This is a genomic window from Afipia massiliensis (assembly GCF_014203115.1).
Taxonomy (GTDB): Bacteria; Pseudomonadota; Alphaproteobacteria; order Rhizobiales; family Xanthobacteraceae; genus Afipia; species Afipia massiliensis.
Genome location: NZ_JACHIJ010000002.1, coordinates 394,449 through 421,293 on the forward strand (window position 1 = coordinate 394,449; position 26,845 = coordinate 421,293).

Sequence of the window (26,845 nt, forward strand, 5' to 3'; positions counted from 1 at the left end):
GTCTTAAGCTCCAATCACAGGGACGCCGATCACGAGAGGATGGAATGCGAAGGCCAGCGCCGCGTAGACCACGACGCCGACCGCGACCGCGATCAGATCGTTGCCGACACCGCCGACCGGAATGGGCGGCGCGCCAGGATCTTCGCGGCGCTTGAGCGAAATGCGGTCGTACACGGCCCATGCGAGCACGGACCCGAACAGGATGATCGATCCCAGATCGCCATTGGACATCAGATGTAGCAGCGCCCACAGCTTCACGCCGGCCAGCATCGGATGCTTCAGTTTCAGGTAGATGTTGCCGCGGATATAGGACGCCACCACGAGGATGACCGCCGGCAGCATCAACGCCAGCGCGAGGTGCCGCATGGCGACCGGCGGATACCAGACGTTGATCCACTCCGTCGCGCGATAGCGGCTGAAGCCCCACACGATCAGCGCGAGCCCTGCGAACGACACCACCGTATAGAGAATCTTGTAACCGCCCTCGCCGAGCCGCGCGATGGCCGCCGCGCGCGGACCACGCAACGTGGTCAGCGTATGGACGCCGAGAAACAGCGCCAATCCGGCGATGAGGATCAACAAGCCCATGTGCCGCCTCCGTCCCGACCTGCCCGCAGCGGTTTTCGGCACCGCCTTCCGGGAGTTTCCACCGCGCGCGGGACCCTGTTAAAGTCCGGCGGCGCTGTGCCCCGGTATCACTTTTAGGGTGCGGCGCGCAATGCCGCTTCCGCATCGCAACCCTGCTCCAAATCTTCCCTGGCCTTATGAAATCCCTTGCAATCGCCGCACTCGCGCTGGCTCTCGCCGCGCACGCCTCGAACGCCCATGCGGCGGAGCCGGCGTGGCCGCCGAAAATCGTGAAAATCATCGTGCCCTATGCGCCGGGCTCGACGCCGGATCTGGTCGGGCGGATCGTCGCTGACGACCTGCAGGCGCGCCATCCGGGCGCGAGCTTCATCGTCGAGAACAAGCCGGGTGCCGGCGGCAATATCGGCACCGACGCCGTCGCCAAGGCCGCGCCCGATGGTGCCACGCTCGGCATCAGCCTCGGCGGGCCGCTTGCCATCAACACGCTGCTGTTCTCCAAGCTGCCCTACGATCCCGCGAAGGATATCGCGCCCATCACAATGCTCACCTCGCTGCCGAGCGTGCTGGTGGTGCCCGCGAGCCTGAATCTCAATTCGGTGGCGGAGTTCGTCGCCGCCGTGAAGCGCGATCCGGCAAAATTCGCGTTCGGCTCGATCGGCGCAGGTTCGCTGTCGCACCTGACCATGGAAGCCATCGCGCAGCGCGCGGGCGCCGCGATGGTGCATATCCCCTATGGTGGCTCGCCGCAGGCGATCACCGCCGTGATCCGCGGCGATGTGCAGGCCGCGTGCCTGCCCGCCATCGCGGTGACGCCGCAACTCGCAGGCGGCAAGGTGAAGATTCTCGCGGTCGCGACCGCGCAGCGCTCGCGTTTCCTGCCCGACGTGCCGACGCTGAAGGAAAGCGGCATCGACGTCGAATCCGATGCGTGGAATGCGTTGATCGCTCCCGCAGGCACGCCACCCGCCATGATCAAACAGATCAACGACGAGGTGCACGACATCCTGACCAAGCCAAGCGTGCGCGAGCGGCTGGAGACGCAGCAGATCGAACCGACGCCCTCGACGCCGGGCGCTTTGCGCGCGCGGATGGACGCCGAGATCAAGCTGTGGTCCGATGTCATCAAGCGCGGAGATATTCGGATCAACTAGAAAGCTCTACCCTCTCAACTCGTCGTCCCCGCGAAAGCGGGGACCCATAACCACTAAACGACGCGACGATGGCAAGAAGGCCGCTCCAGCATCTCTGCCGAACCGATGATCCAGGGAGTATGGTCCCCGCTGAGCGGGGACGACACCGAGTGTTAGTTACCGACAACGACAAAACAAAGAGGAACGCCATGAACGCCCCTGCCACCGTCGCCTTCGAGCGCAGCCACGACATCATCATCAACGCTCCGGCGAAGGCGGTGTTCGACTACGTCACCAATCCGCAATCCTGGCCGGAGTGGCTGGCGGCATCGCATCACATCGACAGCGAGAACCGACCGCTTGAGACGGGCGAGCTGTTTCACGAAAAATGGCACATCCGCTCTGGAGAAGTTTCGCTGAATTGGATCGTGCGCAGTTGCGTCAGCCCGAAGCTGTGGATCGTACAGGCCGAGACCGATTTCATCGGCCCCATCGTCGTTCAATACACCTGCGAGGACGTCGATGGCGGCACGAAGTTCACCCGCACCCTGCGCAACCCTGCGCGCAAGAAGCCTCCGACGGACGAACAGATCGCAGCGATGGATGCGGAAGCCGCGGTGGGACTGGGAAATATCAAGGCGAATGTGGAGAAGCGGGCGGGCTGAACGCGGGCTCATTCTTAATTCATCTGCGCGGAATCCTCGCCTAGACAGATCGGGAGGTGTCTGCAATGCAACTTGCACCGCTTACATTCAAGTCTATCAGCGCGCGAGCGGTTGTCCTCAAGCTGAAGCGCCCGGTTGTTGCGCGCATTGCAACGATCACGGAATGGCCGCTGATTTTGATCGATCTTTATACAAACGAAGGCATTGTCGGGCGGAGCTATCTTGAGCCCTACACCGTCAAGACGATGCGATATCTGATCCCGGTGTTGCATGATTTCGGCGACATGCTCAAAGGCCGCCGTGTTGCGCCAGTCGAACTTTACGACCTCGCGCGGAAGTCGCTGCATTTTGTGGGCTATCAGGGCATGTCCATGATTGCCGTCTCCGGCCTCGATATGGCGGCCTGGGATGCGTTGGCAAAAGCAAGCGGCGTCCCGCTTTGCGTTCTGCTGGGCGGTTCGGTCGGCCCTGTGAAGGCATATAACAGCAACGGATTGTGGCTTCAGCCGCCGGACGTTGTGGCCGCGGATGCGATCGCTTTACGCGATGAAGGAGGCTTCACTGCTCTCAAGTTGCGGCTTGGCCGCGACCGCGCGGGAGACGATCTGGCTGCGATTCATGCCATCAGAGCCGCTGTCGGCCCCGACATAGAATTGATGGCCGATTTCAACCAGGGCCTGCACCTCGGAGAAGCCTTGCAGTGCTGTCACATGATTGACGATGCGGGTCTGGCGTGGATTGAGGAACCAATCGTCTACGACAATCTCGATGGCTATGCGCAGCTAGCCGCCGAACTACAAACGCCAATCCAGATCGGTGAAAATTTCTACGGCCCGCGCGATCTGCACACGGCGTTGCAGAAAAAGGCGTGCGACCTCGTCATGCCAGACTTCATGCGCATCGGTGGCGTGACTGGCTGGTTGAGAGCAGCCGCTATCGCGGGGGCAGCCGGAATACCGATGTCCACCCACCTTTACCCGGAGGTCGCGGCACACGTCATGCGAGTCACCGAAACCGCGCACTGGCTTGAATGGCAGGATTGGGCCGATCCAATTTTACAGAAGCCCTATGACATCCGGGACGGACTGCTTCATATTCCCGATGTGGCGGGCGTTGGTCTGGAGTGGAACGAGGGCGCCGTGAAGGCAAACCTGGCTACGTTGTAGCGGCCGGTGGTGGAGGTGCAAATGCGCGCGGCATTCACGCCTTCTTCTTCACGTCCTTGATGCTCGAGAACACGATGCCCTCGGCGCGCTCGCGCGTGTAGCCGAGATAGAATTCGTTCTTGGCCAGGAACACCGGATCGCCATCGACGTCGTCGGCGACGCCGGAGTTGTTGGCTGACACAAACACCTCGAGCTTCTTGCGGTCATCGGATGAAATCCAGCGCGCGAGCTGGAATTCGCTGATCTCGAAATCCACCGGCAGCGAGTATTCAGCGTCGAGGCGCGCTTTGAGCACGTCGAGCTGCAGCGAGCCGACCACGCCGACCAGCGCAGGCGCGCCGTCGCGCGGACGGAACACCTGCACGACGCCCTCCTCCGACATCTGCTGCAAGGCTTCCTTCAGCTTCTTGGCCTTCATCGCGTCTGTCAGGCGCACGCGGCGCAGGATTTCCGGCGCGAACGATGGAACGCCGACGAACGTGATGTCCTCGCCCTCGGTCAGCGTGTCGCCGATCCGCAGCGTGCCGTGGTTGGGAATGCCGACCACGTCGCCAGCGTAAGCCTCGTCCGCGATGGCGCGGTCCTGCGCGAAGAAGAACTGCGGCGACGACAGGCTCATGTTCTTGCCGGTGCGCACCAGCTTGGCCTTCATGCCGCGCGTCAGCTTGCCCGAGCACAGCCGCGCGAACGCGATACGGTCGCGGTGGTTCGGGTCCATGTTCGCCTGGATCTTGAAAACGAACGCGCTCATCTTCGGATCGTCAGCCTCGACCTTGCGCTTGTCGGCGTCCTGCGCACGCGGCGACGGCGCATAGCGGCCGAGACCTTCGAGCAGATCGCCGACGCCGAAATTGCGCAGCGCGCTGCCGAAGTAGACCGGCGTCATGTGGCCCTCGCGGAACGACTGCAGGTCGAACGGCTTCGAGGCTTCCTTCACCAGTTCGAGTTCGTCGGCGATCTCGCCGGCATCGAGATTGGCGTTGCGTCCGGCCAAATCAGAAATCTCGATTTTCTCCGCTGCGCCGGTCTTGGCGCCGCCGCCCTCCAGCAGGCGGATGCCACCGGTTTCGATGTCATAGGTGCCCATGAAATCGCGGCCGCGGCCGACCGGCCAGTTGATCGGCGTGGTGTCGAGCGCCAGCGTCTTCTCGATCTCGTCGAGCAGATCGAACACGTCGCGGCTCTCGCGGTCCATCTTGTTGACGAAGGTGATGATCGGGATGTCACGCAGACGGCACACCTCGATCAGCTTCAGAGTGCGCGCCTCGATGCCCTTCGCTGCGTCGATCACCATCACGGCGGAGTCGACCGCGGTCAGTGTGCGATAGGTGTCTTCAGAGAAGTCTTCGTGGCCCGGGGTGTCGAGCAGGTTGAACACGAGGTTCTGGAATTCGAACGTCATCACCGAGGTGACGACGGAGATGCCGCGCTCGCGCTCGATCTTCATCCAGTCGGAGCGCGTGTTGCGCCGCTCGCCCTTGGCCTTGACCTGCCCCGCGAGATTGATCGCGCCGCCGAACAGCAGCAGCTTTTCCGTCAGCGTGGTCTTGCCGGCGTCAGGATGCGAGATGATCGCGAATGTGCGTCGTCGCGCCACTTCTTCGGCAAGCGGCGTCAGCGAGGCAGACTCGGCGGCAATGGTAGCGGTGTCGGACATGATGCGAGCGTGTCGCAAAGAAACGCGGCAGGATCAAGGGTATTTGAACTTCATGCACTTGCATCCTTTTCCACAGTAATGCATATTCGGTCCACGAGGACGGCTTCAATTCACTCACATACCCGCAGGGACGGCCCTGTTATGGAGGATTTAGCCATGGCATGGACCATGCTGTTTGTTGCGGGTTTGCTCGAAATCGGTTGGGCTATCGGGCTCAAATATACCGATGGATTCACAAAACTGATGCCCTCGGTGCTGACCATCATCAGCATGATCGCCAGCGTCCTCTTGCTCGGCCTGTCGCTGAAGACGTTGCCGGTCGGCACGGCCTACGCCGTCTGGACCGGTATCGGCACAGTCGGAACCGCCATACTCGGCATCTGGCTGCTGGGCGACCCGGCAACCGTTGTGCGGCTCGTCTGCATCGGGCTGATCGTCGCGGGAATCATCGGACTCAAGATAGTCGCGTAAGAGAGATCAGCGCCAGCCCGCCAGCGTCACGGCATAGTAAGTCGCGGCTGAAACCAGCGCTGCCGCCGGAATCGTGAAGATCCACGCCGTCACGATGGAGCTTGCCACGTTCCAGCGCACGGCGGACAGCCGCCGTGCGGCGCCGACACCGACAATCGCGCCGGTGATGGTATGTGTCGTCGAGACCGGAATGCCGAGGAACGTCGCCGCGAACAACGTGGCCGCCCCGCCTGTCTCGGCGCAGAATCCCTGCATCGGATTGAGCTTGGTGATCCGCAGTCCCATGGTGCGCACGATGCGCCAGCCGCCCATCAGCGTTCCCAGCGCCATCGCGGCCTGGCAAGAAATCACCACCCAGAACGGAACGCTGAACTCTCCCCCGAGATAGCCCTGCGAGTAGAGCAGCACCGCGATGATGCCCATGGTCTTCTGCGCGTCGTTGGCGCCGTGACCGAGCGAATACAGCGAAGCCGAGACAAACTGCAGAATCCGGAAAGCACGATCGACCGCGAACGGCGTCGACCGCACCGCGGCCCATGATACGATCGCCGTCAGAAGCAGCGCGAGCAGAAATCCGACGAACGGCGAGAGCACGATCGCCAGCAGTGTTTTCGACAGGCCGCTCCAGACCATGACGGAGAATCCGGCCTTGGCGATGCCTGCTCCGAGCAATCCGCCGATCAGCGCATGTGAGCTGCTCGACGGCATTCCGAGCGCCCACGTCACCAGGTTCCAGACGATCGCCCCGATCAAGGCCGCGAAAATCACCTGGGCATCAATCACGCCGGGGTGGATGATGCCGGTGCCGATGGTCTGCGCGACATGCAGGCCAAAAAACAGGAAAGCGATGAAATTGAAGAACGCCGCCCACGCAACGGCATATTGCGGTCGCAGCACGCGGGTCGAAACGATGGTGGCGATGGAATTGGCGGCGTCGTGCAGTCCGTTGAGAAAATCGAACAGCAGCGCAACACCGATCAGTCCGACCAGGATGGGAAAAGCGAGCGAAGCATCCACTGTGTGGTCCTGACCTTAAACTTGCTCGATCACGATACTGTTGATCTCGTTCGCGACGTCGTCGAAGCGGTCGGCCACTTTCTCGAGATGCTTGTAGATTTCCGCGCCGACGACGAAGTCCATCGCGCTGCCGTCGCGGTGCTTGATGAAGAGTTCCTTCAGGCCGATGTCGTTCAGGTCATCGACGCGGCCTTCCAGCCGCGTGATTTCCTCGGTGAGCGCCGTCAACGTCGTGACGTTCGGGCCCATCGACTGCATCAGCGGGAGCGCGCGACCGACGAGATTGGCGCACTGAACGAGGATGGAGCCGATCTCGCGCATCGGCGGCTCGAAGGTCCGCACCTCGAACAGCATCACCGCCTTGGCGGTCTGCTGCATCTGGTCGATGGCATCGTCCATCGCGGTGATCAGGTTCTTGATATCGCCGCGATCGAACGGCGTGATGAAGGTCCGGCGAACCGCGGTCAGGACTTCCCGCGTGACCTGGTCGGCGTCGTTTTCGAACTGGTTGACGCGCTGGCAGTAAACCGGGGTCTCCTCGCCGCCGCGCAGCATCCCCTCCAGCGCCTCGGCGCCCTGCACCACAGACTGGGAATGCCGGGCGAACAGGTCGAAAAACCGCTCCTCCCGAGGCAGCAGCTTACGAAACAACCCAAGCATGATCTTTCTCCGGCATGACAGAACGCGTCACATCTCTGTCATAAACCGTTTCACAAACCAACAGTCGGCTGCCGGCGCAAAAGCGCCGGTCATCCACCGTTTTATCGCGGCGAGAAAGGCCGTAGAATCTGCCGGTTACAGCGAACGTTTGAAGAAATGGGCGATTTCGCCGACGATGCCGCGGCGGAAGGTGAGCACGCAGATCACGAAGATCGCGCCCTGGATCACCGTGACCCACTGGCCGAAGCCGGCCAGATACTGCTGCATGGCGATGATGACGAAGGCGCCCACCACCGGCCCGAACACGGTGCCGAGGCCGCCGACCAGCGTCATCAGCACGACTTCGCCGGACATGGTCCAGTGCACGTCGGTCAATGAGGCGTTCTGCGCCACGAACACCTTCACCGCGCCGGCGAGACCCGCCAGCGTGCCGGACAGGATGTACGCCAAGAGCTTGTACTGGTCGGTCTTGTAGCCCAGCGAGATGGCGCGCTGCTCGTTCTCGCGGATCGATTTGAGCACCTCGCCGAACGGCGAGTTGATCGCGCGGTAGATCAGCAGGAATCCGAGCAGGAAGATCGTCAGCACGACGTAATAGAGCGTGGTCGGCTTCGACAGGTCGAACACCCCGAACATCATGCCCTGGGGAATGCCCTGGATGCCGTCTTCGCCGTGGGTGAACGGCGTCTGCAGGTAGATGAAGAACAGCAGCTGCGACAGCGCCAGCGTGATCATCGCAAAGTAGATGCCCTGGCGGCGGATCGCGATCAGGCCGGTGATGACGCTGAGCGCGGCAGACGCGGCGACACCGAGGATGATGCCGATCTCGGGCGACACGCCCCAGACCTTCAGCGCATGCGCGGTGACGTAGCCCGCGGTGCCGAGGAACATGGCGTGCCCGAACGACAACAGGCCGCTGTAGCCGATCAGCAGGTTGAACGCGCAGGCGAACAGCGCAAAGCACAGCGCCTGCATCACGAAATAGGGGTAGATCCCGGTCAGCGGCACGATGACCAGCAGGACGGTCATGACCGCGAACGCGATCATCTCGTCGGCGGTGCGGCCCTTCACGGGAACGGCGTTGTCAGTGATTGTCGTCATATCAGTTCGCCCGCCCCGTCAGTCCAGTCGGCTTTACGAGGAGCACCAGCACCATCAGCACGAAAACCACGGTGTTGGACGCCTCGGGATAAAAATACTTGGTCAGGCCCTCGATCACGCCGAGCGCGAAGCCGGTGATGATCGAGCCCATGATCGAGCCCATGCCGCCGATCACAACCACCGCGAACACCACGATGATCAGATCCGCGCCCATCAGCGGCCGCACTTGATTGATCGGCGCCGAGAGCACGCCGGCCAGTGCGGCGAGACCGACGCCGAGACCATAGGTCAGCGTGATCATGCGCGGCACGTTGATGCCGAAGGCGCGCACCAGCGTCGGGTTCTCGGTGGCGGCGCGCAGGTTGGCACCGAGCCGCGTGCGCTCGATCAGGTACCAGGTGGCGATACAGATCACGAGCGAGAAGATGACCACCCAGCCGCGATAGATCGGCAGGAACATGAAGCCGACATCGACGCCGCCCTTGAGAATGTCAGGAATGGCATAAGGCAATCCGGACGACCCGAAGTAGTTCTGGAACACGCCCTGAATGATCAGCGCCAGACCGAACGTCAGCAGCAATCCATAGAGGTGGTCGAGACCGGTCAGCCACTGCAGCATCGTGCGCTCGAGCAGGATGCCGAAGCCGCCGACGATCACCGGCGCCAGGATCAGCGCCCACCAGTAATTCAGGCCTGCGAGATTCAGCAGGAAGTAGGCAACAAACGCACCCATCATATAGAGCGCGCCGTGCGCAAAATTGATGATGTTGAGCATCCCGAAGATCACGGCCAGCCCGAGGCTCAGCAGCGCGTAAAACGAGCCGTTGATCAATCCAACCAATAGCTGGGCGTACAGAGCTTGCATCGTATCGATTCTTTCGCGCGCGATTGAGAGCGGTATTGAGAGAATGCCCGGCGGCGTCAAGCCGCCGGGCGATTGCTTGTTACTTCTTCACCAGCGGGCAAACGCTTTCCGAGAGCGGGCGGAAGGCCTGCTCGGCAGGCGTGGTGCCGACCAGCTTGTAGTAGTCCCACGGTCCCTTCGACTCGGACGGCTTCTTCACTTCGAAGAGATAAGCCGGATGGATCTTGCGTCCGTTCGGCTGGATCGAGCCCTTGCCGAACAGCGGATCATCCGTCGGCGTTTCCTTCATCTTGGCGACGATCTTGGCGCCGTCGTGCGAGTTGCCGCCCATGGCTTCGAGCGTCTTGAAGTAATGTATGAGACCGGAATAGACGCCCGCCTGCACCATGGTCGGCGGCGCCTTGTTCTTCGAACGCTCCGAAAAGCGCTTGGAGAACGCACGGGTGCCGTCGTTCAGATCCCAGTAGAACGTCTCGGTGAAGTTCAGACCCTGCGCAACGTTCAGACCGAGCGAGTTGACGTCGCTGATGAACATCAGGAGGCCGGCCAGCCGCTGGCCGCCCTTGACGATGCCGAATTCAGCCGCCTGCTTGATCGAGTTCGTGGTGTCGCCGCCTGCGTTGGCCAGGCCGACGATCTTTGCCTTCGAGGCCTGCGCCTGCAGCAGGAACGACGAGAAGTCCGACGAGTTCAACGGATGCTTGACGCTGCCGAGGATCTTGCCGCCCGCCTTTGTCACAGCCGTCGTGGTGTCGCGCTCAAGCGCTGCGCCGAAGGCATAGTCCGCCGTGAGGAAGAACCAGCTGTCGCCGCCCGCCTTCACCAGCGCGGTGCCGGTGCTGTTGGCCAGCATGTAGGTGTCGTAGACCCAGTGCACGACGTTCGGCGAGCACTGCGAGTTAGTCAGATCCGACGACGCCGCGCCGGAGTTGATCATGATGGCGTTCTTTTCGGTGACGACGTTCTTGACCGCGAGCGCGACGCCCGAGTTCAACACGTCGACGACGACGTCAACCTTCTCGACATCGAGCCATTGCCGGGTCGTCGTGGTGCCGACGTCAGGCTTGTTCTGATGGTCGGCGGCGATCACGTCGATCTTCCAGCCCTTTTTGGTGAGACCGGAATCTTCGACGGCCATCTGCGCAGCAAGGGTTGAACCCGGTCCGCCCACGTCGGCGTAGAGGCCGGACATGTCGGTCAGGTTTCCGATCTTGATGGTTTTGTCCTGCGCGAAAGCGCTGGTCCCCGCACCGATCATCAGCGCGGTGCTCAGCATAAGTGCCGAAATTGTGTTCTTCATTATCTTCCCTCCTGGATGCCGCTCTATCGGCGGCGTTTGCCGTTACTCGAACTAGATTGCGTCCTTACACACCGAGGTAGGTGTGGAGCTTCTCCATGTTGGCCTGGAGTTCTGAGTTTGCGAATGTGTCGATGATCTTGCCGTGCTCGACGATGTAGAAGCGATCCGCGACGGTCGAGGCAAAGCGGAAGTTCTGCTCGACGAGCAAAATCGTGAAGCCTTCGGCCTTCAGCCGCGCGATCATCTTGCCGATCTGCTGGATGATGACCGGCGCCAGACCTTCGGTCGGCTCGTCCAGCATCAGGAAGCGCGCGCCGGTGCGCAGGATGCGGGCAATCGCCAGCATCTGCTGCTCGCCGCCGGACAGTTTGGTGCCCTGGCTGCCGAGACGCTCCTTGAGGTTGGGAAACAGTTCGAAGATCTGATCGAGGGTCATGCCGCCGCTGCGGATGATCGGCGGCAGCAGCAGGTTTTCCTTGACGTCGAGGCTGGCGAAAATACCGCGCTCCTCGGGACAGAACGCAACGCCGAGGCGCGCGATCTTCTCGGCCGGCAGCCGGATCAGATCCTTGCCTTCGAACGACACCGACCCGGTGCGCTTGCCGATGATGCCCATGACCGATTTGAGCGTCGAGGTCTTGCCGGCGCCGTTGCGCCCGAGCAGCGTCACCACCTCGCCCGGACGAACCTCGAAGTTCATCCCGTGCAGGATGTGAGACTCGCCGTACCAGGCTTCGAGATTCTTGACCGAGAGGACCGGCGAGCCAGCAACATTACTCATGGCCTGCTCCCAGATAGGCTTCTTTCACCCGCGGATCCTTGGTGAGCGTTGCGTAGTTGCCTTCCGCAAGCACCTTGCCGCGCGTGAGCACGGTAATGGTGTCGGACAGGTGGGCGACGACGTTGAGGTTATGCTCGACCATCAGGATCGTGTACTTCTGCGAAATGCGCTTGATCAGCGCCGCGACCTTGTCGATGTCCTCGTGGCCCATGCCGGCCATCGGCTCGTCGAGCAGCATCATCTCCGGATCGAGCGCCAGCGTGGTGGCGATCTCCAGCGCGCGCTTGCGGCCGTAAGGCATTTCCACCGCGGGCGTTTTGGCGAAGTCGCTCAGGCCGACGTCTTCGAGCAATTCCTCCGCGCGTCCGTTGAAACGATCGAGAACCGACTTCGACCGCCAGAAATCGAATGAACTGCCGTGCTGGCGCTGCAGCGCCACCCGCACGTTCTCCAGCGCGGTGAGATGCGGAAACACCGCCGAAATCTGGAACGACCGTACCAGCCCGAGCCGCGCCACATCGGCGGGCGCCATCGCGGTGATGTCCTGTCCCTTGTACAGAATCTGCCCGCGGGTCGGCTTCAGGAACTTTGTCAGCAGATTGAAGCACGTCGTCTTGCCGGCCCCGTTCGGGCCGATCAGCGCATGAATGCTGCCGCGGCGCACCTTCAGATTGACGTCGCTCACGGCCACAAAGCCCGCGAACTCCTTGGTCAACCCGGAGGTCTCAAGAATGAACTCATCAGACAAGCAAATTTCCCCCTGTCAGCCTTCACGCAAGCCATTCGCGTGTGACCGTTATTTGGCGCCGCCCCTTGCGCCCTTCCGAAGCCTTCGACCCCGGCGACCGGCCGGAATATGTATCGAAATTTGAGTGATGCGCAAGCTGCATTGCTGCCCATCGTTTATGCGTAGCGTGCAAAATTCATAATGTCCACCGATGCCTAGGGCTCTAGCGGCTGTGGCTGGCAGAAGCCGTGAAACGGCTTGTTAAGCCTAATATTCGGCAGAGTTCCCTTTTCATGAAAAATTTCGACCAAAGCCCGATGATTGCTGGCAAGGACATTTCCCAACACCGCTTCGGGACATCGTCATGGAATTCGAAAGCGCCAGTCCGGCCATTGTGAAATCGATCAAGCAGCGCGAGCTCTTGAACTGCTGGCTGCGTTTGTATGCCCGGCAGGATCGGCTGCCGAAACTTGGCGACTATCAGCCAGAGCGCATCGCCGATGAAGCGGACGACCTCGTCTACTACACCGTGCATGGTGCCGGAGAGATTCCACGGTTCACCATCGATAGTGACGGCACCCGGATGTCGAGCGCCTATGGCACCACCGGCAAGGGCCGCTACCTCGACGAGTATCTCGGCGCCAAGCTCGAGCCGATCGTCATGCCCATCTATTATGAGTGCGTACGGCGGCGGCTGCCGGTCTACACCATCTCAAAGGTCAGCGACCTTTACGGCCGCAAGGTCGATTACGAACGATTGTTGATGCCGTTTTCCGACGGTGCCGGCGTCAACCGCATCCTCGCCTCATTGAAAACGATCAGCGACGAGGGCGGTTTCGAAATCAGAAACCTTATGCGCGGCAACGACGTTCTGCCTGTTCCCGTTCTGCGTTCCGTGATCGACCGCGATCTGTTCCACAAGCTGCCCGGCCGCATCGCGCCCGGCGACACGATCGAGTTCGCCTAGTGATCCGGTTCTGACATTCGTATTATATCCTTCGCAGGCACGTTTACGAATGTCAGAACCAAAGGATCACTAGAACTGTAATTTGCTAGTGTCCTTTAGTATCCGACGTTTGCTCGGAAGGCGCTGCAGAACGAAGCAAACGTCGGATACAGGACACTAGCCGGTTCGCACCGGACTCTGTTTCCCAACGCTATTTGATCGCGGCCGCGTAGCTCTCGGGTTTGAAGCCGACCAGCAGCTTGCCGCCGATTTCCAGAACCGGACGCTTGATCATCGAAGGCTGCGCGAGCATCAGCGCCATCGCCTTTTTCTCGGTCAGACTGGCTTTGTCGGCGTCCGGCAATTTCCGGAACGTGGTGCCGGCCCGGTTCAGCAGAACCTCCCAACCGGCCACTTTACTCCAGCGCGCGAGGCGGTCCTTGTCGATGCCCGCTGTTTTGTAATCGTGAAAGTTGTACTCGACACCGTGCTTGTCGAGCCACGCGCGGGCCTTCTTCATCGTGTCGCAGTTCTTGATTCCGTAGATGACGATCGGCAAGTCAGCCCCCTGATCAAATTCTAGGGCGGCAACTTAGCTTCGCAGCGGCCAGTGCGCGAGATGAACGTGCTTTCGCCGGCCGAGAAGGCTGTGGACCAGAACGAGTTCGGTCACATCCCACCGAAGCGGTTCGATCACATGCTCGTCCACCAAGCGCACGTCATAGAGCAGCGTCATGTGCGGCGTGAAATGCGACGCGACGCGATTGCCCAGACCTTGGGCCTTCATGCAGTCGCCGAGCGCGCGATGAAGACATGAGAGCGCAGCCGTGTCGTCGCGCGTCCGCAGCACAAATGCCCGCGTTCTCTGTCTGCGATAAAAGCTCATTGCCCGCTCAAAGCTGATTTCGAACGGCGGCGTTGAAACATTGCCCCCGGCCCTCATCGCTGCCTCCACCAATGCCTCCGGCAAACCGGCCCAATAGTCGCCGAGGCCGTGCAGCGAAATGTGAAGGCACGACGCCAAAAGCGGCTGACCCGTCAGTCCTAACTCCGCACGCAAAAGCTGGATACGCTGCATGATCCTGCCCTGCTCGACAGCCGGCGGGACAACGGCAAAGAACAGGCGATCGGTCATCGCGCGCGGCATCGGAAATCCCGGAAAAACAAGTTGTTCGGACATGGTCCGCACCTCATGACGCAACGGAACAAAACGCGAACATTGGTTTCACGCGGTCCGGAATGCAAGCGGGTTTTTCCGGCTTGACGATCTGCTCGCGAGATCTTATTTAAGCATATACTTAAATACAGGTTGAACCATGCCAGCAGACGCCCTCGACGCAACCTTCAAGGCCCTCGCCGATCCAACGCGGCGGGCAATCCTCGCCCGCCTCGCGCTCGGCGAGACCTCCGTGCAGGAACTGGCGAAGCCGTTCGACATGAGCCTCCCCGCCGTCTCCCAGCACCTGAAAGTTCTGGAAACGGCCGGCCTCGTCACGCGCGGCCGCTCGGCGCAATGGCGGCCCTGCCGTCTGGAACCGAAGGCGCTGAAGGAAGCGACCGAATGGCTCGATCAATATCGACGGTTCTGGGAGGAGAGCTTCGGCAAGCTCGACCTGTATCTCAAAGACATTCAGTCAAAGGAAACTGACACATGACGACGACTCTCAAAGTGAAGGCGAGCACGCCTGCGGACAAACCGACCATCACCATGGAACGCGAATTCGACGCGCCGCCAAAGGTTCTGTTCCGCGCCTTCACCGACTCCGAGGCGCTGAAGATCTGGTATGGCCCGAACGGCTTCACCGTCACAGTGCTCGCAATGGACTGCCGTGTCGGTGGCCTGTTTCGCTTCACCATGCACGGCCCGGACGGCACAGATTATCCGAACCGCATCGTGTATCGCGAGATCCTGCCGGGCGAGCGCCTCGCCTACCTGCACGACTCGGATATCGACAACGATCCGCGTGCCTTCGAAGTCGCGGTCACGTTCGCAGCGCTGGGCGCGAACCGCACGCTGCTGACCATGACATCGATCTTCCCGTCTGTGGAAGCACGAAACGCCGTCATGAAGTTCGGCGCGGTCGAACTCGGTATGCAGACGCTCGGGAAACTGGCTGCGTACGTGAAGGGGTAATCTTCACCGAATAGACGAAAAAAGCTGAGCGAAACGCCGCTGGTGGATCGACGAATCTACCGTAAAGTAACGCGGCATTTCGCTCAGGAAGATACGATGGAATTCACCGCGCTGTTTCTCGCCGTCACTGTCGTCATGCTCGTCGCATGGCGCGGCTCGCGCTCGCTGACACTCGCCTTGTCCGCCGTCGTGCTCATTGCGTGTGTCGCGACCTATCTCCATCACGCGACCGATACGCTGAAGCTGTCGTTCTGATGACTCCCGCACGCGCCGTCACTCTCAACGCACTCAGTCTCTACGCTGTCGCCGCCGTGCTGGCGGCAGCGTTCGCCGCGCAGTTCATGCTGAATGAACTCCCCTGCCCGCTGTGTCTGCTTCAGCGCATCATGTTCACGGCACTGGCCATCGGACCGATCCTGAATATCCGCTTCGGACCACGCCCCAGCCACTACGCACTTTCGCTGCTGGCGGCTCTCATCGGCGCGATGGTCTCGACGCGTCAGGTTCTACTGCACATCATGCCGGGCGACGCCGGCTACGGCTCGGCGATGCTCGGCTATCATTACTATACGTGGGCGCTGCTGGGCTTTGTCGCGGCCATCGTGTTGATCTCGGCGATCCTGCTGTTCGACAAGCAGTTCGACGGTACCCGCACCGCGCCTCCCGCGTCGGCGTTTGCGCGCACGGCGGTATGGCTCGTCATCGGCCTGACGGCGCTGAATGTAATCTCGACGCTGCTGGAATGCGGCCTCAGTGCGTGCGCCGACAACCCGGTTGTTTATGAATTGCTCAAACGCTGACGCCGCTCGCATCAGCGCTTGAAGCAAGTGTCAGCAACTATTTCTCGACCTGAGACACGTCGCGAACGGCGCCGCGCGAGGCGTTGGTCGTCATCGCCGCATACGCGCGCAACGCTGGCGACACCACGCGCTTCCGGTCAACCGGCTTCCACGCCGCATTGCCCTTGGCTTCCATCGCCGCGCGCCGCGCCGCGAGAACGCTGTCATCGAGTTCGACGCTGATGATGCGGTTCGGAATGTCGATCAGGATCGGATCGCCCGTCTCCACCAGACCGATCAATCCACCCTCCGCCGCTTCCGGCGAAACGTGGCCGATCGAGAGACCCGAGCTTCCGCCTGAGAACCGGCCGTCGGTCACCAGCGCGCAAACCTTGCCGAGCCCTTTCGACTTCAGATAGCTCGTCGGATACAGCATCTCCTGCATGCCGGGGCCGCCCTTCGGTCCCTCATAGCGCACCACAACCACGTCGCCCGGCTTGACCTTGTTGCCGAGGATGCCGGAGACCGCGTCGTCCTGGCTTTCGAAGACATGCGCCTTGCCGCGGAACGTGAGGATCGATTCATCCACGCCGGCGGTTTTCACGATGCAGCCTTCCGGCGCGATGTTGCCGAACAGCACCGCAAGCCCGCCGTCCTTCGAGAACGGATGATCCGCCGAGCGGATCACACCCTTCTCGCGATCTGTGTCGAGGTCGTCCCAGCGTTCCGATTGGCTGAAAGCCACCTGCGTCGGCACGCCACCGGGTGCTGCGCGGAAGAAGTTGCGCACGGACTCGCTGTTGGTGCGTCCGATGTCCCAGCGGTTGAGCGCATCGGCCATGGTCGGCGCATGCACGGTCGGCAGGCTGGTATCGATCAGGTCGGCGCGTTCGAGTTCGCCCAGAATAGCCATGACGCCACCGGCGCGGTGCACGTCTTCCATATGAACGTCGCTCTTGGCGGGCGCGACCTTGCAGAGACATGGCACGCGGCGCGACAGCCGGTCGATGTCGGCGATGGTGAAATCGATTTCGCCTTCCTGCGCCGCAGCCAACAGATGCAGTACGGTGTTGGTCGATCCGCCCATTGCGATGTCGAGGCTCATCGCGTTCTCGAACGCAGCGAAGTTGGCGATCGTGCGCGGCAACGCGGTCGCGTCGTCCTGCTCGTACCAGCGGCGCGCGAGATCGACGATCACATGACCCGCTTCGCGGAACAGCCGCTCGCGATCGGCATGCGTCGCCAGCACCGAGCCGTTGCCCGGCAGCGACAGGCCCAGCGCCTCGGTCAGACAATTCATCGAGTTGGCGGTGAACATGCCCGAGCAGGAGCCGCAGGTCGGACACGCCGAGCGCTCGACTGCAGCGACTTCCTGATCGGTGTAGCTGTCGTCGGCGGCGACGATCATCGCGTCGATCAGATCGACCGAACGCTTCTTGCCCTTCACCACGACCTTGCCGGCTTCCATCGGACCGCCGGAAACGAACACCGTCGGGATGTTAAGCCGCATCGCCGCCATCAGCATACCGGGCGTGATCTTGTCGCAATTGGAAATGCAGACCAGTGCGTCGGCGCAATGCGCATTGACCATGTACTCGACAGCGTCGGCGATCAGTTCGCGGCTCGGCAGCGAATAGAGCATGCCGCTGTGGCCCATCGCGATGCCGTCATCGACCGCAATGGTGTTGAACTCCTTGGCGACGCCGCCTGCGGATTCAATTTCGCCGGCGACGAGCTGCCCCAGATCCTTCAGATGGACGTGGCCCGGCACGAATTGGGTGAAGCTGTTGGCGATGGCGATGATCGGCTTGCCGAAATCCTCGTCCTTCATGCCTGTCGCGCGCCAAAGGCCGCGGGCGCCGGCCATGTTGCGGCCATGGGTCGAGGTTCTGGAGCGGTATACCGGCATGTTCTTGTTCCCCTAGATTGGAATGCTTCCAATAAGGGGGTTATGCAGCCCTGTAAAATATATTATTAGGAAGGAACTAGGTCACTCAGAGTATTAAATGGACATCCGCCAGCTCAGGCACTTCGCGGCCGTGGCCGACACGCTGCATTTCGGCCGCGCCGCCGAACGGCTCGGCATGACCCAGCCGCCGCTCAGCCAATCCATCATGACCCTGGAGCGCGAGCTTGGCGCACCGCTGTTCGTACGGACCAAACGCAGCGTCGCGCTGACGCCGTTCGGCGCGGAGTGGCTCTCACATGTCCGCGGCGCGCTCGACGGCGTGAAAGCCCTGCCCGGGATCGCGCATCAGTTGCGCGACGGCACCGCCGGCCATCTCGCGCTCTCGTTCGTCAGCACCGCCGACTACAGCATCCTGCCCCTGCTGGTGCGCCGCTACGCGTCGCTGTTTCCAAATGTCGAAATCTCGCTGACCGAAGCGACCAGCAACGTGCAGATCGCAAACCTGCTTGAGGGCAACGGCCACGTCGGTCTGGTGATCCCTCCGCCGAGCGCGGCATTTCCCAAGCCGCTCTCCTATCTGCCGCTCGTCACTGAACCGCTGATCGCCGCCGTGCCGGAAAGCTGGATCGCCGACGGGACGCTCTCGCTGGCGGCGGACCGGCTCGCGCCGGAATCCGTCGTCGGCGCGCCGCTGATCATCTTTCCCCGGCAAAGCGCGCCGGCATTCCATGATCTCGTGACCGAGTATTACGCGGCGCACGGCGGACAGGCGCGGATCGCACAGGAAGCGATCCAGATGCAAACCATCATCAGCCTCGTCTCTGCCGGGATGGGTATCGCACTCGTGCCCGCGTCATTGCGCAACCTCGCACGCACCGGCGTTAGCTACATCGATCTGGCAGGCACCGCTCCGATCCTGGAGACCGGGATCACATGGCGCACGGGAGACACCACGCCGACCATCGAACGCTTCGTGAGCATCGCGCGGGAGATGGTGAGTGGCGCGGGGTAATCATCTCCATCACCCTTCGATCTCTCCGCTGCGGATGGCAGTTCGAACGGCCTGCGCCGTCGTTGTTGCACCGAGACGGAGGCGCGCGCGGCGCAGATGATTTTCAATCGTCCGCTCAGACAGGCCGAGCGTCTCCGCGATATCCGCCTGACGACGGCCGGCGGCGGTCCAGCGCAACACCTCGCGCTCGCGCGGAGAGAGGTTCCCGGCGACATCCTGTTCGCGCGCCTCCATCAGCCGGCGGGCTGAATGGAACGCCACCGTGCCGACAAGCGTCAGCACAAGACGGGTCTGCGCCGATCCGTCGATTCGCTTGCCTCCGAAACTCATCGCGCCTTCCAGGCCGGTGCGCCCGAAGATCGGAACCTGCAGCCCATGGATGCCGGTCCCGCGCGGTGTTCGAACCACGCGATATTTCTCGCCGCGCTCCGAAATAGTCTTCGTCCAGAAGAAGGGTTCGTCCGTATCGAGAGCGTGACGTGTCACAGGGCAGCGGTGGAGATAGGTTTCGGAGTCCACGATCGTGCCATCACCGAACCAGTCGCCCTCCATCCAGTAGATTTTGTCGACCAACTCGTCGCGCGCCGGCGAAGCAGAGAACATGACGAAGCGATCATAACCGAGTGGCTGCGCAACGGTTCGCACCGCCTCCTCGATCGACGGCAGACCGTCGCTCTTCTCGATCTCCAGGATGGCTCGGAGGTGGTGATCCATGACTGGACGTCTCCGATTGGGAACCGGTGGCCTATCTGACTTTATGAGGAATTTCCCCTCATCTCAAACGGAAGCGGCGAGTGGCGCACTGAGACAGGAACTGCGGAAACGCAATCCCTGTCTCAGTTAATCCGATCAGCCTGCGCCGACTTCCGCGAGAAGCGCCTTGGCAGACACCTTGCCCACATTGTTGGCGGCGAATGGGCTGTCGCCGGTGATCAGTTTCCGGTCCTGATACGCCTTGCCGGTAATGTCGCTGTTCAGAATCTCGATACCGAGCTTGCTCAGTTTTTCGCCGAAGAACCACGGCAACCCTCCGGGCATGTAGCCCATCTCCGGCGTCTGCTTGTCGATTGAGTCCGGGAACGCGCAAATCTTGTATCCCTTGAAGATATAGTCGCCGTTCGCTTCCCCGACACCCGCTGCCAGGAACGCTGCGGGACCGTGACAGAGGGAAATGACGTGCTTGTTCTTGTCCATGGCCCACTTCAGGACGGTCTTCACATCCTCGCTCTGCGGAAGGCCGATCAGCGCACCATGCCCGCCGGGAATGAAAATCGCGATGTAATCGGAGTTGCCGCCAAGATTTTTCTCGATCACATCCGCGAGCTTCAGCGGCTTCTTCAGTTTCTCGAGATACTTGTCATAAATGCTCCGTACCGCGTCGTCCTCTTTCGGGAACGCCCAAAGCTCCATCTTCACCGGGTTGCCCGACAGTGTCGCGATGTCGAATTCGAAGCCAGCCTTGTCCATATGGTACATCGGCAGCAGCGTCTCGACGGGGTGGTTGCCGGTCGAGAACATCGTGCCGTTCTGCATGAGCAGGTAGCGCTCGTCCGCGGCGATCATCAAAATCTTCCAGCGGCCGCCCTTGTAGGCATTGGGATAGTTGGCGCCGTCGAGATCGGATTTCGACGAGGTGAATTGGCTTAGAGAATATGGGGAAGGAAAGAAGGCGTTGTTCTCGGCCGGATCCTGCGTCGGGCGCTTGTCTTCGGATTTCGCGGTGGCCATGATTTCCTCCATCACTCGCGTTGGCTGTTTGATGAAGATAGGTGCAGGTCGGCACAGCGCACATGAGGGATTTCCCCTCATGCGCCGATCAAGGTAAATGATGATGTTGTATCAGCAGGCGACGGCGATTTAGTTCATATCGCCTGCGTTCCGCGATAGCGCGCGAACACGCGTTGCCCGTCGGCCGAGAACAGGACGACGTCGTAAGCCTCGGGCGGAGTTCCCGCGACTTCCATCCCCGGAGAACCGACCGGCATGCCGCCGACGGCCAAGCCTTTCGCTTGCGGCTGCTCGGCAAGCAAGCGTTTGATCGCATCGGCCGGCACATGTCCTTCGATGGCGTAGCCGCCGATTTCCGCCGTGTGACAGGAGGAAAGCTCTACCGGCACGCCGAGCTTCGTCTTGAGTGGCGCGAGATTGGCAATTTCGACTTCATCGACTGAAAAACCCGCAGCTTTCACGTGCGCGATCCAATCGCCGCAACAGCCGCACGCCGGGTCGCGATTGACGGTCATCCTGGGCAGGCTCTCGGCCGCAACCGAATAGCGCGACAGCACGAGCGCTGCAGCCATCGGTAACGCTCCCGCCAATACCGTGCGCCGTGTCGAGATCGTCATCAATCCATTCCTCATTGCCGTGGCTCGCGCCTCGGAGACCTTGTTATTCCATCGCGGGATGGATTACCGCGAACGATCGATCTCATCCAATCACGGATTGGTTAGCCGCTATCGCAACATCGGTGTTACCGGCCGGAGATCAGCTTCAGCCAAGGCGTCAAATGAAAGGCACTCATCAGCCCATACATCGCGACCATGCCACTCAGCGGTGACGCATCGTGCGCGCAAAGGATCGCCGGCGCACTTTCACCAACAACGCCCGTCAGCAGCGCCATGATCGCGAAGGTCGGCGCGGCCGCGAGGCTCAGCCACTCGGCGGCCCGGAACGCACCTGCGCTCCGGCGCAGCCGCCTGCCGTCGGGTGCGCCTGAACAGGTCGCGCTCATGTTGTCGCGCCGCCGTCTTTGTTCCGGAACGCTTCCTCTCCGGCGTCCGACACCGCGACCCACTTCGGGTCAGGCGCTGCGCCGGGAACGTAGCTGTCGTTCCAGTTCCACCACTTGTACGGCCGTTCCTGAGGATAGCCCTTCGGCGAGTCCTCCCACTCCTCCTGACGCCCGAGCGCGGTCATATCGAGGTAGCTCCAGACGGTGCCCATCGCCTCGTCGCCGCGCGTGTTGATCAGGTAGGTGCGGAAAATACGCTCGCCGTCGCGGATGAAGGCGTTGTGGCCGTGCCACTCATCGACGCCGAAGTCTGCGTCGAAGCTGTCGGTGATGGTCACCCAAGGGATTCTCTCCCACCCCATCCGCGCCTTCAGGCGCGCGATGTCGGCCTGCGGCGCGCGCGAGGCATACACAAGCGTCGTGTCGCGGGCGTTCAGGTGGACGGGGTTGGAGACCTGATCCGCTCCCAGGGAACAGCCAATGCAGGCATGCTCCGGCCAGCCGTGCACGCCGGGCTCAAAGAACGCGCGGTAGACGATCAGTTGACGGCGGCCTGCGAACAGATCGAGCAGGCTCATTTTTCCGCTCGGCCCGTCGAACGTGTATGATTTTTCAACGGCCATCCACGGCATCCGCCGGCGTTCGGCGGCCAGCGCGTCACGCGCCCGCGTCTGGGCCTTCTCCTTCACGAGAAGCTGCTCGCGCGCAGCCTCCCACTCTCGCGGCGATACAATCGGTGGTGTGTTCATGACGTGCTGTCCTTCTTTCCGGGCCTTAGGTGATGTAATCGTGGTCATCGGAACCTCCGAATGAGCGCGTCTCTCGCGGCAGGAACGTAACGCCGTTCACTGCCGATCGTTCGTGTTCCGGGATAGGCTTAAGGCGCGGATATCGAACGGTGGGAGTGACAAGTTTGGCGGGATTCAGATGGACTCGCTGATCACGGCGGCGGCCCGCGCACTCGCAACCGGTGATCCCCTCGGAGCACTGAACCGGGTTGCACTGCGCAACGACCCGCCTGCCCTTGCGCTCCGGGGCATCGCGATGGCTCAGCTCGGCGATCTCGTCCGCGCGAGAATTCTCCTGCAAAAGGCCGCACGCGCCTTCGGCCCAAAAGAGGCTGTGGCCCGCGCAAGGTGCGTCGTTGCCGAGGCCGAAATTGCGCTGGTGTCGCGGGATCTGGGCTGGCCGACGAAGCCGCTCGAAGCGGCGCGCATGGCGCTCGAAAAGCACGGCGACTGGGTGAATGCCGCACATGCGCGCCACCTTGAGGTCCGCCGTCTTCTCCTGATCGGAAGCCTCGATGAAGCCGAGCATGCACTTGCCGAACTCGACCCGTCGCCCTTTCCGCCGGCATGGCTGGCCGCTCACGAACTGGTGGTTGCCGGGATTGCGATGCGCCGCCTCCGCACGAAGGAAGCACGCGCCGCGCTCGTTCGCGCCGAACGCGCGGCACGCGACGCCCGTATCCCCGCGCTTTTGACAGAGATCGAAAGCGCGTCCCGCGTTCTGAACACGCCTGCGGCGCGGCTCATCGCGCGCGGCGAGGAGCGCCCGCTCCTGCTCGAAGAGGTCGAAGCGCTATTGGCGTCAAAAGCGCTCGTCGTGGATGCGTGCCGGTATGCCGTGCGCAACGCGGGCACGACGGTCTCGCTCGCAAGGCGTCCGGTTTTGTTCACGCTTGCCCGCGCGCTCGCCGAAGCGTGGCCAAAGGACGTGTCGCGAAGCGAGCTGCTCGCGCGGACATTCAGAGCGAAGCACGCCGATGAATCGCATCGCGCGCGGTTGCGTGTCGAGATCGGGCGGCTTCGCAAGGCGCTGCGGCCGCTGGCCGACATAACTGCGACGAAAGACGGGTTCGCGCTGGCGCCTCTGCGTGCACGCGATGTCGTCGTGCTGGCAACGCCGGTCGAAGAAGAGCACGGGTCGGTGCTCGCTTTCCTCGCCGACGGCGAGTCGTGGTCGAGCTCAGCGCTCGCGCTTGCGCTCAGCGCCAGCCAGCGCACCGTGCAGCGCGCGCTCGATGAACTCGCGGAAGCCGGCAAGGTGCAATCGTTCGGCCGTGCGCGCGCACGCCGCTGGATGACCCCGCCTGTGGCGGGATTCACGACCGCATTGTTACTCCCTGCCGCTCTGCCGGGTGACTAGGTTGGCTGCATCGAAGCAAATGGAGATGGAAACATGAAGCGAGCAGCAGCAGAAATCATTCGCGAATACGGCCCCTTTCCCGGCGTGGAGGAAGTGCATGGCGTCACGTTCGATGGTCAAAGGGTCTGGTTTGCGTCCGGCGACAGGCTGAACGCTCTCGACCCCGAGAGCGGCAAGACCGTGCACACGATCGATATGCCCGCGCACGCGGGCACCGCCTTCGACGGCCGGTACCTGTTTCAGCTCTTCGAGAAGAATATCCAGAAGGTTGACCCGAAGTCGGGTCGCGTGATTGCGACAATCCCTGCGCCCGGTAACGGCGGCGACTCCGGGATGGCATGGGCCGAAGGCTCGCTCTGGGTCGGACAGTACCGGGAAAAGAAAATCCATCAGATCGACCCCGAGACGGGAGCGATCCAGCGCACTATCGAGTCAACCCGCTTTGTCACAGGCGTCACCTGGGTCGACGGCGAGCTCTGGCACGGCACCTGGGAAGGTAACGACAGCGAACTGCGGCGCATCGATCCTCAAACCGGAGACGTTCTCGAAGAACTCGCCATGCCGTCGGGAACGGGCATCTCGGGACTCGAGTCCGACGGCGGCGATCAGTTCTTCTGCGGCGGCGGACCGAGCGGCAAGCTGCGAGCCGTACGCCGGCCAAAGCGAAGCTCGAAGACTGGCTAAATCGCCTAAGCCTTGATTGACGCGCTCACTTCTTGCCCTGCGGGTAAATCGTCTCGCCGCGCTTGAGCATTTCAACGAACGCCTCGACCTTCTTCTTTCGTCCGGCTTCGGTCTTCATGTTGTGGGTGCGGAAAGCCAGTGCGAAACGATTCTGCTCGCTGAGTTTCGCCAGCATAGCCTTGGCTTTGGGCTCGGCGTCGATGGCCACCTGCAGATCGGCGGGGATTTTCATGTCCTTGCCGCTCTTGTAGGCGCGGTCCCAGCGCCCGTCGACTTTCGCAGCCTCGACATGCTTCAAGCCGTGCTCAGTCATCATGCCTTCTTTGATGAGGCGCGCGACGTTGTCGACGTTGATTTGGCTCCAGGTGCCCTTCTTGCTGCGCGGTGAATAGCGCTGCAGAAAGCTCTGGTCGTCAAACCCCTTGCGCTGGCCGTCGATCCAGCCCCAGCAGAGCACGACATCGATGGCCTCCTTGGGAGTAATCGATTTGAGACCCGAATCCACCTTGTGGATCTTGATCCAGACCTCGTCGTCCTTGTCGTGGTGCTTCGCAAGCCACTTGTAAAAGCTCGCGGCGTCCTTGAACGCGCGAACTTTCTCGGGATCGACTTTTACGGGCGCCATCCGCTTGTCTACTTCCTACAGGGCTTCCCGTCGCGGTGACGCGCCGGCGCCTATTCCCACTCGATCGTCCCCGGCGGCTTTGACGTCACGTCGTAAACGACGCGGTTGACGCCCTTCACCTCGTTGATGATCCGGGTCGCCGTCTCGCCAAGGAATTTCATATCGAACGGATAGAAATCGGCGGTCATGCCGTCGGTCGATGTCACCGCACGCAGGCCGACAACAAAATCATATGTACGGCCATCGCCCATCACGCCGACGGTCTTCACCGGCAGCAGCACCGCAAACGCCTGCCAGATGGTGTCGTAAAGACCCGCCTTGCGGATCTGGTCGATATAGACCGCGTCGGCCTCGCGCAGGATGTCGAGCTTCTCGCGCGTGATCTCGCCGGGGCAGCGGATCGCCAGACCCGGACCCGGGAACGGATGACGGCCGACGAACACATCCGGCAAACCGAGCTCGCGGCCCAGCGCGCGCACTTCGTCCTTGAACAGTTCGCGCAGCGGCTCCACCAGCTTCATGTTCATGCGCGCGGGCAAACCGCCGACATTGTGATGCGACTTGATGGTGACCGACGGCCCGCCGGTGAACGACACGCTTTCGATCACGTCGGGATAGAGCGTGCCTTGCGCGAGGAAATCCGCGCCGCCGATTTTCTTGGCCTCTTCATCGAACACATCGATAAACAGGCGGCCGATGGTCTTGCGCTTCACTTCCGGATCGGTGACGCCGTCAAGCTCGCCGAGGAATGTCTTCGACGCGTCAACGTGCACCAGCGGAATGTTATAGTGATGCCGGAACAGATCGACGACGGTCTTGGCTTCGTCCTTGCGCAGCATACCGTGATCGACAAACACGCAGGTCAACTGGTCGCCGATGGCTTCGTGAATCAGGATCGCGGCCACGGATGAATCGACGCCGCCCGACAGGCCGCAGATCACCTTGCCCTTGCCGACCTGCGCGCGGATCTTCTCGATCGCTTCCTCGCGGAAGGCGCGCATGGTCCAGTCACCTTTCAGCCCCGCGACCTTGCGCACGAAATTCTTGATCAGCTTCGCGCCGTCCGGGGTATGCACCACCTCGGGATGAAACTGCATCGCGTAGAACTTGCGCTTGTCGTCGGCGATCACCGAGATCGGCGAACCCGGCGCTTTCGCCACGCCACGAAAACCGTCCGGCAGCTTGGTGACGCGGTCACCATGGCTCATCCAGACGTAATGCTTCTCGCCGATCTTCCAGACATCGTCGAACAGCGCGCAGTTGTCGGTCACTTCGATCAGCGCGCGGCCGAATTCGCGATGGTGTCCGGCTTCGACGGTGCCGCCAAGTTGCTGCGCCATGGTCTGCTCGCCGTAGCAGATGCCCAGCACCGGCACGCCAGCGGTCAGGATCGACATCGGCGCGGACGGCGCGTCCTGATCGAGCACGGAGGCCGGCCCGCCGGAGAGGATCACGGCCTTGGGCTGCATCGCCCTGAAGGCCGCTTCGGCCTTCTGGAACGGCACGATCTCGGAGTAGACCCCCTCCTCGCGGACACGCCGCGCGATGAGCTGCGTCACCTGGGAGCCGAAATCGACGATGAGAATCTTCTCGTGAGCGGCCGCCACATCGGGCGTCGCTGGGGCGGTCTGGCTGTGTGCTGTCATGGAGAGGAAATACGCGACAGGCGGCGGAGTCGCAACCCCGGAATGCCTGCAAAAACGGGCTTATCGGCAGGTTTTGGAGGTGGCGGTGACACATGTCCCCCAC

31 protein-coding genes are annotated in these 26,845 nt (G+C 61.9%); 12 read left to right on the forward strand and 19 right to left on the reverse strand.

From position 1 onward, the window contains the following. Positions 1–3: 3 nt before the first annotated feature. Positions 4–588, reverse strand: a complete 585-nt coding sequence (locus HNQ36_RS06680; RefSeq protein ID WP_184083260.1) for an NnrU family protein — start codon at positions 586–588, stop codon at positions 4–6. Between the two features lie 176 nt (positions 589–764). On the opposite strand from HNQ36_RS06680, the gene HNQ36_RS06685 reads away from it, so the two are divergent. From HNQ36_RS06685 to HNQ36_RS06695, 3 genes are all read left to right on the forward strand, one after another. Continuing rightward, positions 765–1,739: a Bug family tripartite tricarboxylate transporter substrate binding protein gene (locus HNQ36_RS06685; RefSeq protein ID WP_184083262.1), complete on the forward strand. Its 975-nt coding sequence runs from the start codon at positions 765–767 to the stop codon at positions 1,737–1,739. Positions 1,740–1,927: 188 nt separating this feature from the next. Continuing rightward, complete coding sequence (locus HNQ36_RS06690) at positions 1,928–2,383, forward strand: SRPBCC family protein (protein ID WP_184083264.1); 456 nt, start codon at positions 1,928–1,930, stop codon at positions 2,381–2,383. A 65-nt stretch (positions 2,384–2,448) separates the two neighbouring features. Continuing rightward, on the forward strand, positions 2,449–3,549 hold the full coding sequence (locus tag HNQ36_RS06695; RefSeq protein WP_184083267.1) for an enolase C-terminal domain-like protein: 1,101 nt from the start codon (positions 2,449–2,451) through the stop codon (positions 3,547–3,549). A 34-nt stretch (positions 3,550–3,583) separates the two neighbouring features. Here the strand turns inward: HNQ36_RS06695 and HNQ36_RS06700 are convergent, their stop codons facing one another. Next, positions 3,584–5,206: a peptide chain release factor 3 gene (locus tag HNQ36_RS06700; RefSeq protein WP_184083269.1), complete on the reverse strand. Its 1,623-nt coding sequence runs from the start codon at positions 5,204–5,206 to the stop codon at positions 3,584–3,586. A 156-nt stretch (positions 5,207–5,362) separates the two neighbouring features. Between HNQ36_RS06700 and sugE the strand changes: the two genes are divergently transcribed. Then, entirely contained in the window at positions 5,363–5,677 is a 315-nt protein-coding gene (gene sugE / locus HNQ36_RS06705; protein ID WP_046826568.1) for a quaternary ammonium compound efflux SMR transporter SugE, read from the forward strand. A gap of 6 nt (positions 5,678–5,683) precedes the next feature. On the opposite strand, the gene HNQ36_RS06710 is transcribed toward sugE, so the two are convergent. From HNQ36_RS06710 to HNQ36_RS06740, 7 genes are all read right to left on the reverse strand, one after another. Next, the gene (locus HNQ36_RS06710; RefSeq protein WP_046826569.1) at positions 5,684–6,694 is read right to left on the reverse strand and encodes an inorganic phosphate transporter; all 1,011 of its coding nucleotides are present in this window, start codon (positions 6,692–6,694) and stop codon (positions 5,684–5,686) included. A gap of 15 nt (positions 6,695–6,709) precedes the next feature. Then, a complete protein-coding gene (locus tag HNQ36_RS06715) occupies positions 6,710–7,354 on the reverse strand; it encodes a DUF47 domain-containing protein (protein ID WP_184083271.1) in 645 nt (214 codons plus the stop codon). 135 nt (positions 7,355–7,489) lie between these two features. Then, positions 7,490–8,455, reverse strand: coding sequence for a branched-chain amino acid ABC transporter permease (locus tag HNQ36_RS06720; RefSeq protein ID WP_184083273.1), 966 nt, complete (start codon positions 8,453–8,455; stop codon positions 7,490–7,492). 1 nt (position 8,456) lies between these two features. Further along, positions 8,457–9,320 (reverse strand): branched-chain amino acid ABC transporter permease, encoded by an 864-nt coding sequence (locus tag HNQ36_RS06725; protein WP_046829442.1) that lies wholly within the window; start codon positions 9,318–9,320, stop codon positions 8,457–8,459. Positions 9,321–9,399: 79 nt separating this feature from the next. After that, positions 9,400–10,620 carry an ABC transporter substrate-binding protein gene (locus HNQ36_RS06730; protein WP_184083275.1) on the reverse strand — a complete coding sequence of 407 codons (1,221 nt, stop codon included), beginning with the start codon at positions 10,618–10,620 and terminating at the stop codon, positions 9,400–9,402. Between the two features lie 64 nt (positions 10,621–10,684). Then, a complete protein-coding gene (locus HNQ36_RS06735) occupies positions 10,685–11,401 on the reverse strand; it encodes an ABC transporter ATP-binding protein (protein WP_046826573.1) in 717 nt (238 codons plus the stop codon). Beyond that, positions 11,394–12,149, reverse strand: coding sequence for an ABC transporter ATP-binding protein (locus HNQ36_RS06740; RefSeq protein ID WP_046826574.1), 756 nt, complete (start codon positions 12,147–12,149; stop codon positions 11,394–11,396). Before HNQ36_RS06740 ends, HNQ36_RS06735 begins: the two co-directional genes overlap by 8 nt. Positions 12,150–12,492: 343 nt before the next feature. On the opposite strand from HNQ36_RS06740, the gene HNQ36_RS06745 reads away from it, so the two are divergent. Continuing rightward, entirely contained in the window at positions 12,493–13,095 is a 603-nt protein-coding gene (locus HNQ36_RS06745) for a PAS domain-containing protein (protein WP_184083277.1), read from the forward strand. A gap of 190 nt (positions 13,096–13,285) precedes the next feature. On the opposite strand, the gene HNQ36_RS06750 is transcribed toward HNQ36_RS06745, so the two are convergent. Next, a complete protein-coding gene (locus HNQ36_RS06750) occupies positions 13,286–13,633 on the reverse strand; it encodes an ArsC family reductase (protein WP_184083279.1) in 348 nt (115 codons plus the stop codon). A gap of 33 nt (positions 13,634–13,666) precedes the next feature. Then, positions 13,667–14,254 (reverse strand): 2'-5' RNA ligase family protein, encoded by a 588-nt coding sequence (locus HNQ36_RS06755; protein WP_184083281.1) that lies wholly within the window; start codon positions 14,252–14,254, stop codon positions 13,667–13,669. A gap of 136 nt (positions 14,255–14,390) precedes the next feature. Between HNQ36_RS06755 and HNQ36_RS06760 the strand changes: the two genes are divergently transcribed. The 4 genes from HNQ36_RS06760 to HNQ36_RS06775 all read left to right on the forward strand — a co-directional run bounded on the left by HNQ36_RS06760 (position 14,391) and on the right by HNQ36_RS06775 (position 16,008). Next, entirely contained in the window at positions 14,391–14,729 is a 339-nt protein-coding gene (locus HNQ36_RS06760; RefSeq protein WP_184083290.1) for an ArsR/SmtB family transcription factor, read from the forward strand. Next, on the forward strand, positions 14,726–15,208 hold the full coding sequence (locus tag HNQ36_RS06765) for an SRPBCC family protein (RefSeq protein WP_184083292.1): 483 nt from the start codon (positions 14,726–14,728) through the stop codon (positions 15,206–15,208). Before HNQ36_RS06760 ends, HNQ36_RS06765 begins: the two co-directional genes overlap by 4 nt. Positions 15,209–15,304: 96 nt before the next feature. After that, on the forward strand, positions 15,305–15,463 hold the full coding sequence (locus HNQ36_RS06770) for a DUF5993 family protein (protein ID WP_170978704.1): 159 nt from the start codon (positions 15,305–15,307) through the stop codon (positions 15,461–15,463). Further along, complete coding sequence (locus HNQ36_RS06775) at positions 15,463–16,008, forward strand: disulfide bond formation protein B (RefSeq protein ID WP_184083294.1); 546 nt, start codon at positions 15,463–15,465, stop codon at positions 16,006–16,008. Before HNQ36_RS06770 ends, HNQ36_RS06775 begins: the two co-directional genes overlap by 1 nt. A gap of 37 nt (positions 16,009–16,045) precedes the next feature. Here the strand turns inward: HNQ36_RS06775 and ilvD are convergent, their stop codons facing one another. Further along, positions 16,046–17,896: a dihydroxy-acid dehydratase gene (gene ilvD, locus HNQ36_RS06780; protein WP_184083296.1), complete on the reverse strand. Its 1,851-nt coding sequence runs from the start codon at positions 17,894–17,896 to the stop codon at positions 16,046–16,048. Positions 17,897–17,993: 97 nt separating this feature from the next. Between ilvD and HNQ36_RS06785 the strand changes: the two genes are divergently transcribed. Further along, positions 17,994–18,908, forward strand: a complete 915-nt coding sequence (locus HNQ36_RS06785) for a LysR family transcriptional regulator (protein ID WP_184083298.1) — start codon at positions 17,994–17,996, stop codon at positions 18,906–18,908. 9 nt (positions 18,909–18,917) lie between these two features. Here HNQ36_RS06785 and HNQ36_RS06790 read toward each other — a convergent pair whose 3' ends face one another. From HNQ36_RS06790 to HNQ36_RS06810, 5 genes are all read right to left on the reverse strand, one after another. Further along, positions 18,918–19,622, reverse strand: coding sequence for a PA1136 family autoinducer-binding transcriptional regulator (locus tag HNQ36_RS06790; RefSeq protein WP_184083300.1), 705 nt, complete (start codon positions 19,620–19,622; stop codon positions 18,918–18,920). 135 nt (positions 19,623–19,757) lie between these two features. Then, the gene (gene hchA, locus HNQ36_RS06795) at positions 19,758–20,636 is read right to left on the reverse strand and encodes a glyoxalase III HchA (protein WP_184083302.1); all 879 of its coding nucleotides are present in this window, start codon (positions 20,634–20,636) and stop codon (positions 19,758–19,760) included. Between the two features lie 134 nt (positions 20,637–20,770). Continuing rightward, positions 20,771–21,253 carry a DUF411 domain-containing protein gene (locus HNQ36_RS06800; protein WP_184083305.1) on the reverse strand — a complete coding sequence of 161 codons (483 nt, stop codon included), beginning with the start codon at positions 21,251–21,253 and terminating at the stop codon, positions 20,771–20,773. 125 nt (positions 21,254–21,378) lie between these two features. After that, positions 21,379–21,639 (reverse strand): hypothetical protein, encoded by a 261-nt coding sequence (locus tag HNQ36_RS06805; RefSeq protein WP_184083306.1) that lies wholly within the window; start codon positions 21,637–21,639, stop codon positions 21,379–21,381. Further along, on the reverse strand, positions 21,636–22,388 hold the full coding sequence (locus HNQ36_RS06810; RefSeq protein ID WP_210311945.1) for a DUF899 domain-containing protein: 753 nt from the start codon (positions 22,386–22,388) through the stop codon (positions 21,636–21,638). Before HNQ36_RS06810 ends, HNQ36_RS06805 begins: the two co-directional genes overlap by 4 nt. Before the next feature lie 178 nt (positions 22,389–22,566). Between HNQ36_RS06810 and HNQ36_RS06815 the strand changes: the two genes are divergently transcribed. After that, positions 22,567–23,787 carry a helix-turn-helix domain-containing protein gene (locus HNQ36_RS06815; RefSeq protein ID WP_184083310.1) on the forward strand — a complete coding sequence of 407 codons (1,221 nt, stop codon included), beginning with the start codon at positions 22,567–22,569 and terminating at the stop codon, positions 23,785–23,787. Between the two features lie 33 nt (positions 23,788–23,820). Next, positions 23,821–24,471, forward strand: a complete 651-nt coding sequence (locus HNQ36_RS06820; protein WP_184083312.1) for a Vgb family protein — start codon at positions 23,821–23,823, stop codon at positions 24,469–24,471. 25 nt (positions 24,472–24,496) lie between these two features. Here the strand turns inward: HNQ36_RS06820 and HNQ36_RS06825 are convergent, their stop codons facing one another. Both HNQ36_RS06825 and guaA read right to left on the reverse strand, forming a co-directional pair. Continuing rightward, complete coding sequence (locus HNQ36_RS06825; RefSeq protein ID WP_184083314.1) at positions 24,497–25,096, reverse strand: YdeI/OmpD-associated family protein; 600 nt, start codon at positions 25,094–25,096, stop codon at positions 24,497–24,499. Between the two features lie 50 nt (positions 25,097–25,146). Then, positions 25,147–26,742 (reverse strand): glutamine-hydrolyzing GMP synthase, encoded by a 1,596-nt coding sequence (gene guaA, locus HNQ36_RS06830; RefSeq protein ID WP_184083316.1) that lies wholly within the window; start codon positions 26,740–26,742, stop codon positions 25,147–25,149. Positions 26,743–26,845 lie beyond the last annotated feature (103 nt).

Bases quoted from the DNA above. Each gene is read 5' to 3' on its own strand.
- HNQ36_RS06690 (WP_184083264.1), top strand. From the start codon at position 1,928: ATGAACGCCCCTGCCACCGTCGCCTTCGAGCGCAGCCACGACATCATC.
- HNQ36_RS06725 (WP_046829442.1), bottom strand. From the start codon at position 9,320: ATGCAAGCTCTGTACGCCCAGCTATTGGTTGGATTGATCAACGGCTCG.
- HNQ36_RS06805 (WP_184083306.1), bottom strand. From the start codon at position 21,639: ATGAGCGCGACCTGTTCAGGCGCACCCGACGGCAGGCGGCTGCGCCGG.
- HNQ36_RS06815 (WP_184083310.1), top strand. From the start codon at position 22,567: ATGGACTCGCTGATCACGGCGGCGGCCCGCGCACTCGCAACCGGTGAT.
- HNQ36_RS06785 (WP_184083298.1), top strand. From the start codon at position 17,994: ATGGACATCCGCCAGCTCAGGCACTTCGCGGCCGTGGCCGACACGCTG.
- HNQ36_RS06790 (WP_184083300.1), bottom strand. From the start codon at position 19,622: ATGGATCACCACCTCCGAGCCATCCTGGAGATCGAGAAGAGCGACGGT.
- guaA (WP_184083316.1), bottom strand. From the start codon at position 26,742: ATGACAGCACACAGCCAGACCGCCCCAGCGACGCCCGATGTGGCGGCC.
- HNQ36_RS06775 (WP_184083294.1), top strand. From the start codon at position 15,463: ATGACTCCCGCACGCGCCGTCACTCTCAACGCACTCAGTCTCTACGCT.
- HNQ36_RS06730 (WP_184083275.1), bottom strand. From the start codon at position 10,620: ATGAAGAACACAATTTCGGCACTTATGCTGAGCACCGCGCTGATGATC.
- HNQ36_RS06755 (WP_184083281.1), bottom strand. From the start codon at position 14,254: ATGTCCGAACAACTTGTTTTTCCGGGATTTCCGATGCCGCGCGCGATG.
- HNQ36_RS06680 (WP_184083260.1), bottom strand. From the start codon at position 588: ATGGGCTTGTTGATCCTCATCGCCGGATTGGCGCTGTTTCTCGGCGTC.
- HNQ36_RS06760 (WP_184083290.1), top strand. From the start codon at position 14,391: ATGCCAGCAGACGCCCTCGACGCAACCTTCAAGGCCCTCGCCGATCCA.
- HNQ36_RS06735 (WP_046826573.1), bottom strand. From the start codon at position 11,401: ATGAGTAATGTTGCTGGCTCGCCGGTCCTCTCGGTCAAGAATCTCGAA.
- HNQ36_RS06695 (WP_184083267.1), top strand. From the start codon at position 2,449: ATGCAACTTGCACCGCTTACATTCAAGTCTATCAGCGCGCGAGCGGTT.
- HNQ36_RS06800 (WP_184083305.1), bottom strand. From the start codon at position 21,253: ATGACGATCTCGACACGGCGCACGGTATTGGCGGGAGCGTTACCGATG.
- HNQ36_RS06700 (WP_184083269.1), bottom strand. From the start codon at position 5,206: ATGTCCGACACCGCTACCATTGCCGCCGAGTCTGCCTCGCTGACGCCG.
- HNQ36_RS06825 (WP_184083314.1), bottom strand. From the start codon at position 25,096: ATGGCGCCCGTAAAAGTCGATCCCGAGAAAGTTCGCGCGTTCAAGGAC.
- HNQ36_RS06685 (WP_184083262.1), top strand. From the start codon at position 765: ATGAAATCCCTTGCAATCGCCGCACTCGCGCTGGCTCTCGCCGCGCAC.
- HNQ36_RS06765 (WP_184083292.1), top strand. From the start codon at position 14,726: ATGACGACGACTCTCAAAGTGAAGGCGAGCACGCCTGCGGACAAACCG.
- HNQ36_RS06720 (WP_184083273.1), bottom strand. From the start codon at position 8,455: ATGACGACAATCACTGACAACGCCGTTCCCGTGAAGGGCCGCACCGCC.
- HNQ36_RS06770 (WP_170978704.1), top strand. From the start codon at position 15,305: ATGGAATTCACCGCGCTGTTTCTCGCCGTCACTGTCGTCATGCTCGTC.
- HNQ36_RS06715 (WP_184083271.1), bottom strand. From the start codon at position 7,354: ATGCTTGGGTTGTTTCGTAAGCTGCTGCCTCGGGAGGAGCGGTTTTTC.
- HNQ36_RS06810 (WP_210311945.1), bottom strand. From the start codon at position 22,388: ATGAACACACCACCGATTGTATCGCCGCGAGAGTGGGAGGCTGCGCGC.
- ilvD (WP_184083296.1), bottom strand. From the start codon at position 17,896: ATGCCGGTATACCGCTCCAGAACCTCGACCCATGGCCGCAACATGGCC.
- HNQ36_RS06745 (WP_184083277.1), top strand. From the start codon at position 12,493: ATGGAATTCGAAAGCGCCAGTCCGGCCATTGTGAAATCGATCAAGCAG.
- hchA (WP_184083302.1), bottom strand. From the start codon at position 20,636: ATGGCCACCGCGAAATCCGAAGACAAGCGCCCGACGCAGGATCCGGCC.
- HNQ36_RS06820 (WP_184083312.1), top strand. From the start codon at position 23,821: ATGAAGCGAGCAGCAGCAGAAATCATTCGCGAATACGGCCCCTTTCCC.
- sugE (WP_046826568.1), top strand. From the start codon at position 5,363: ATGGCATGGACCATGCTGTTTGTTGCGGGTTTGCTCGAAATCGGTTGG.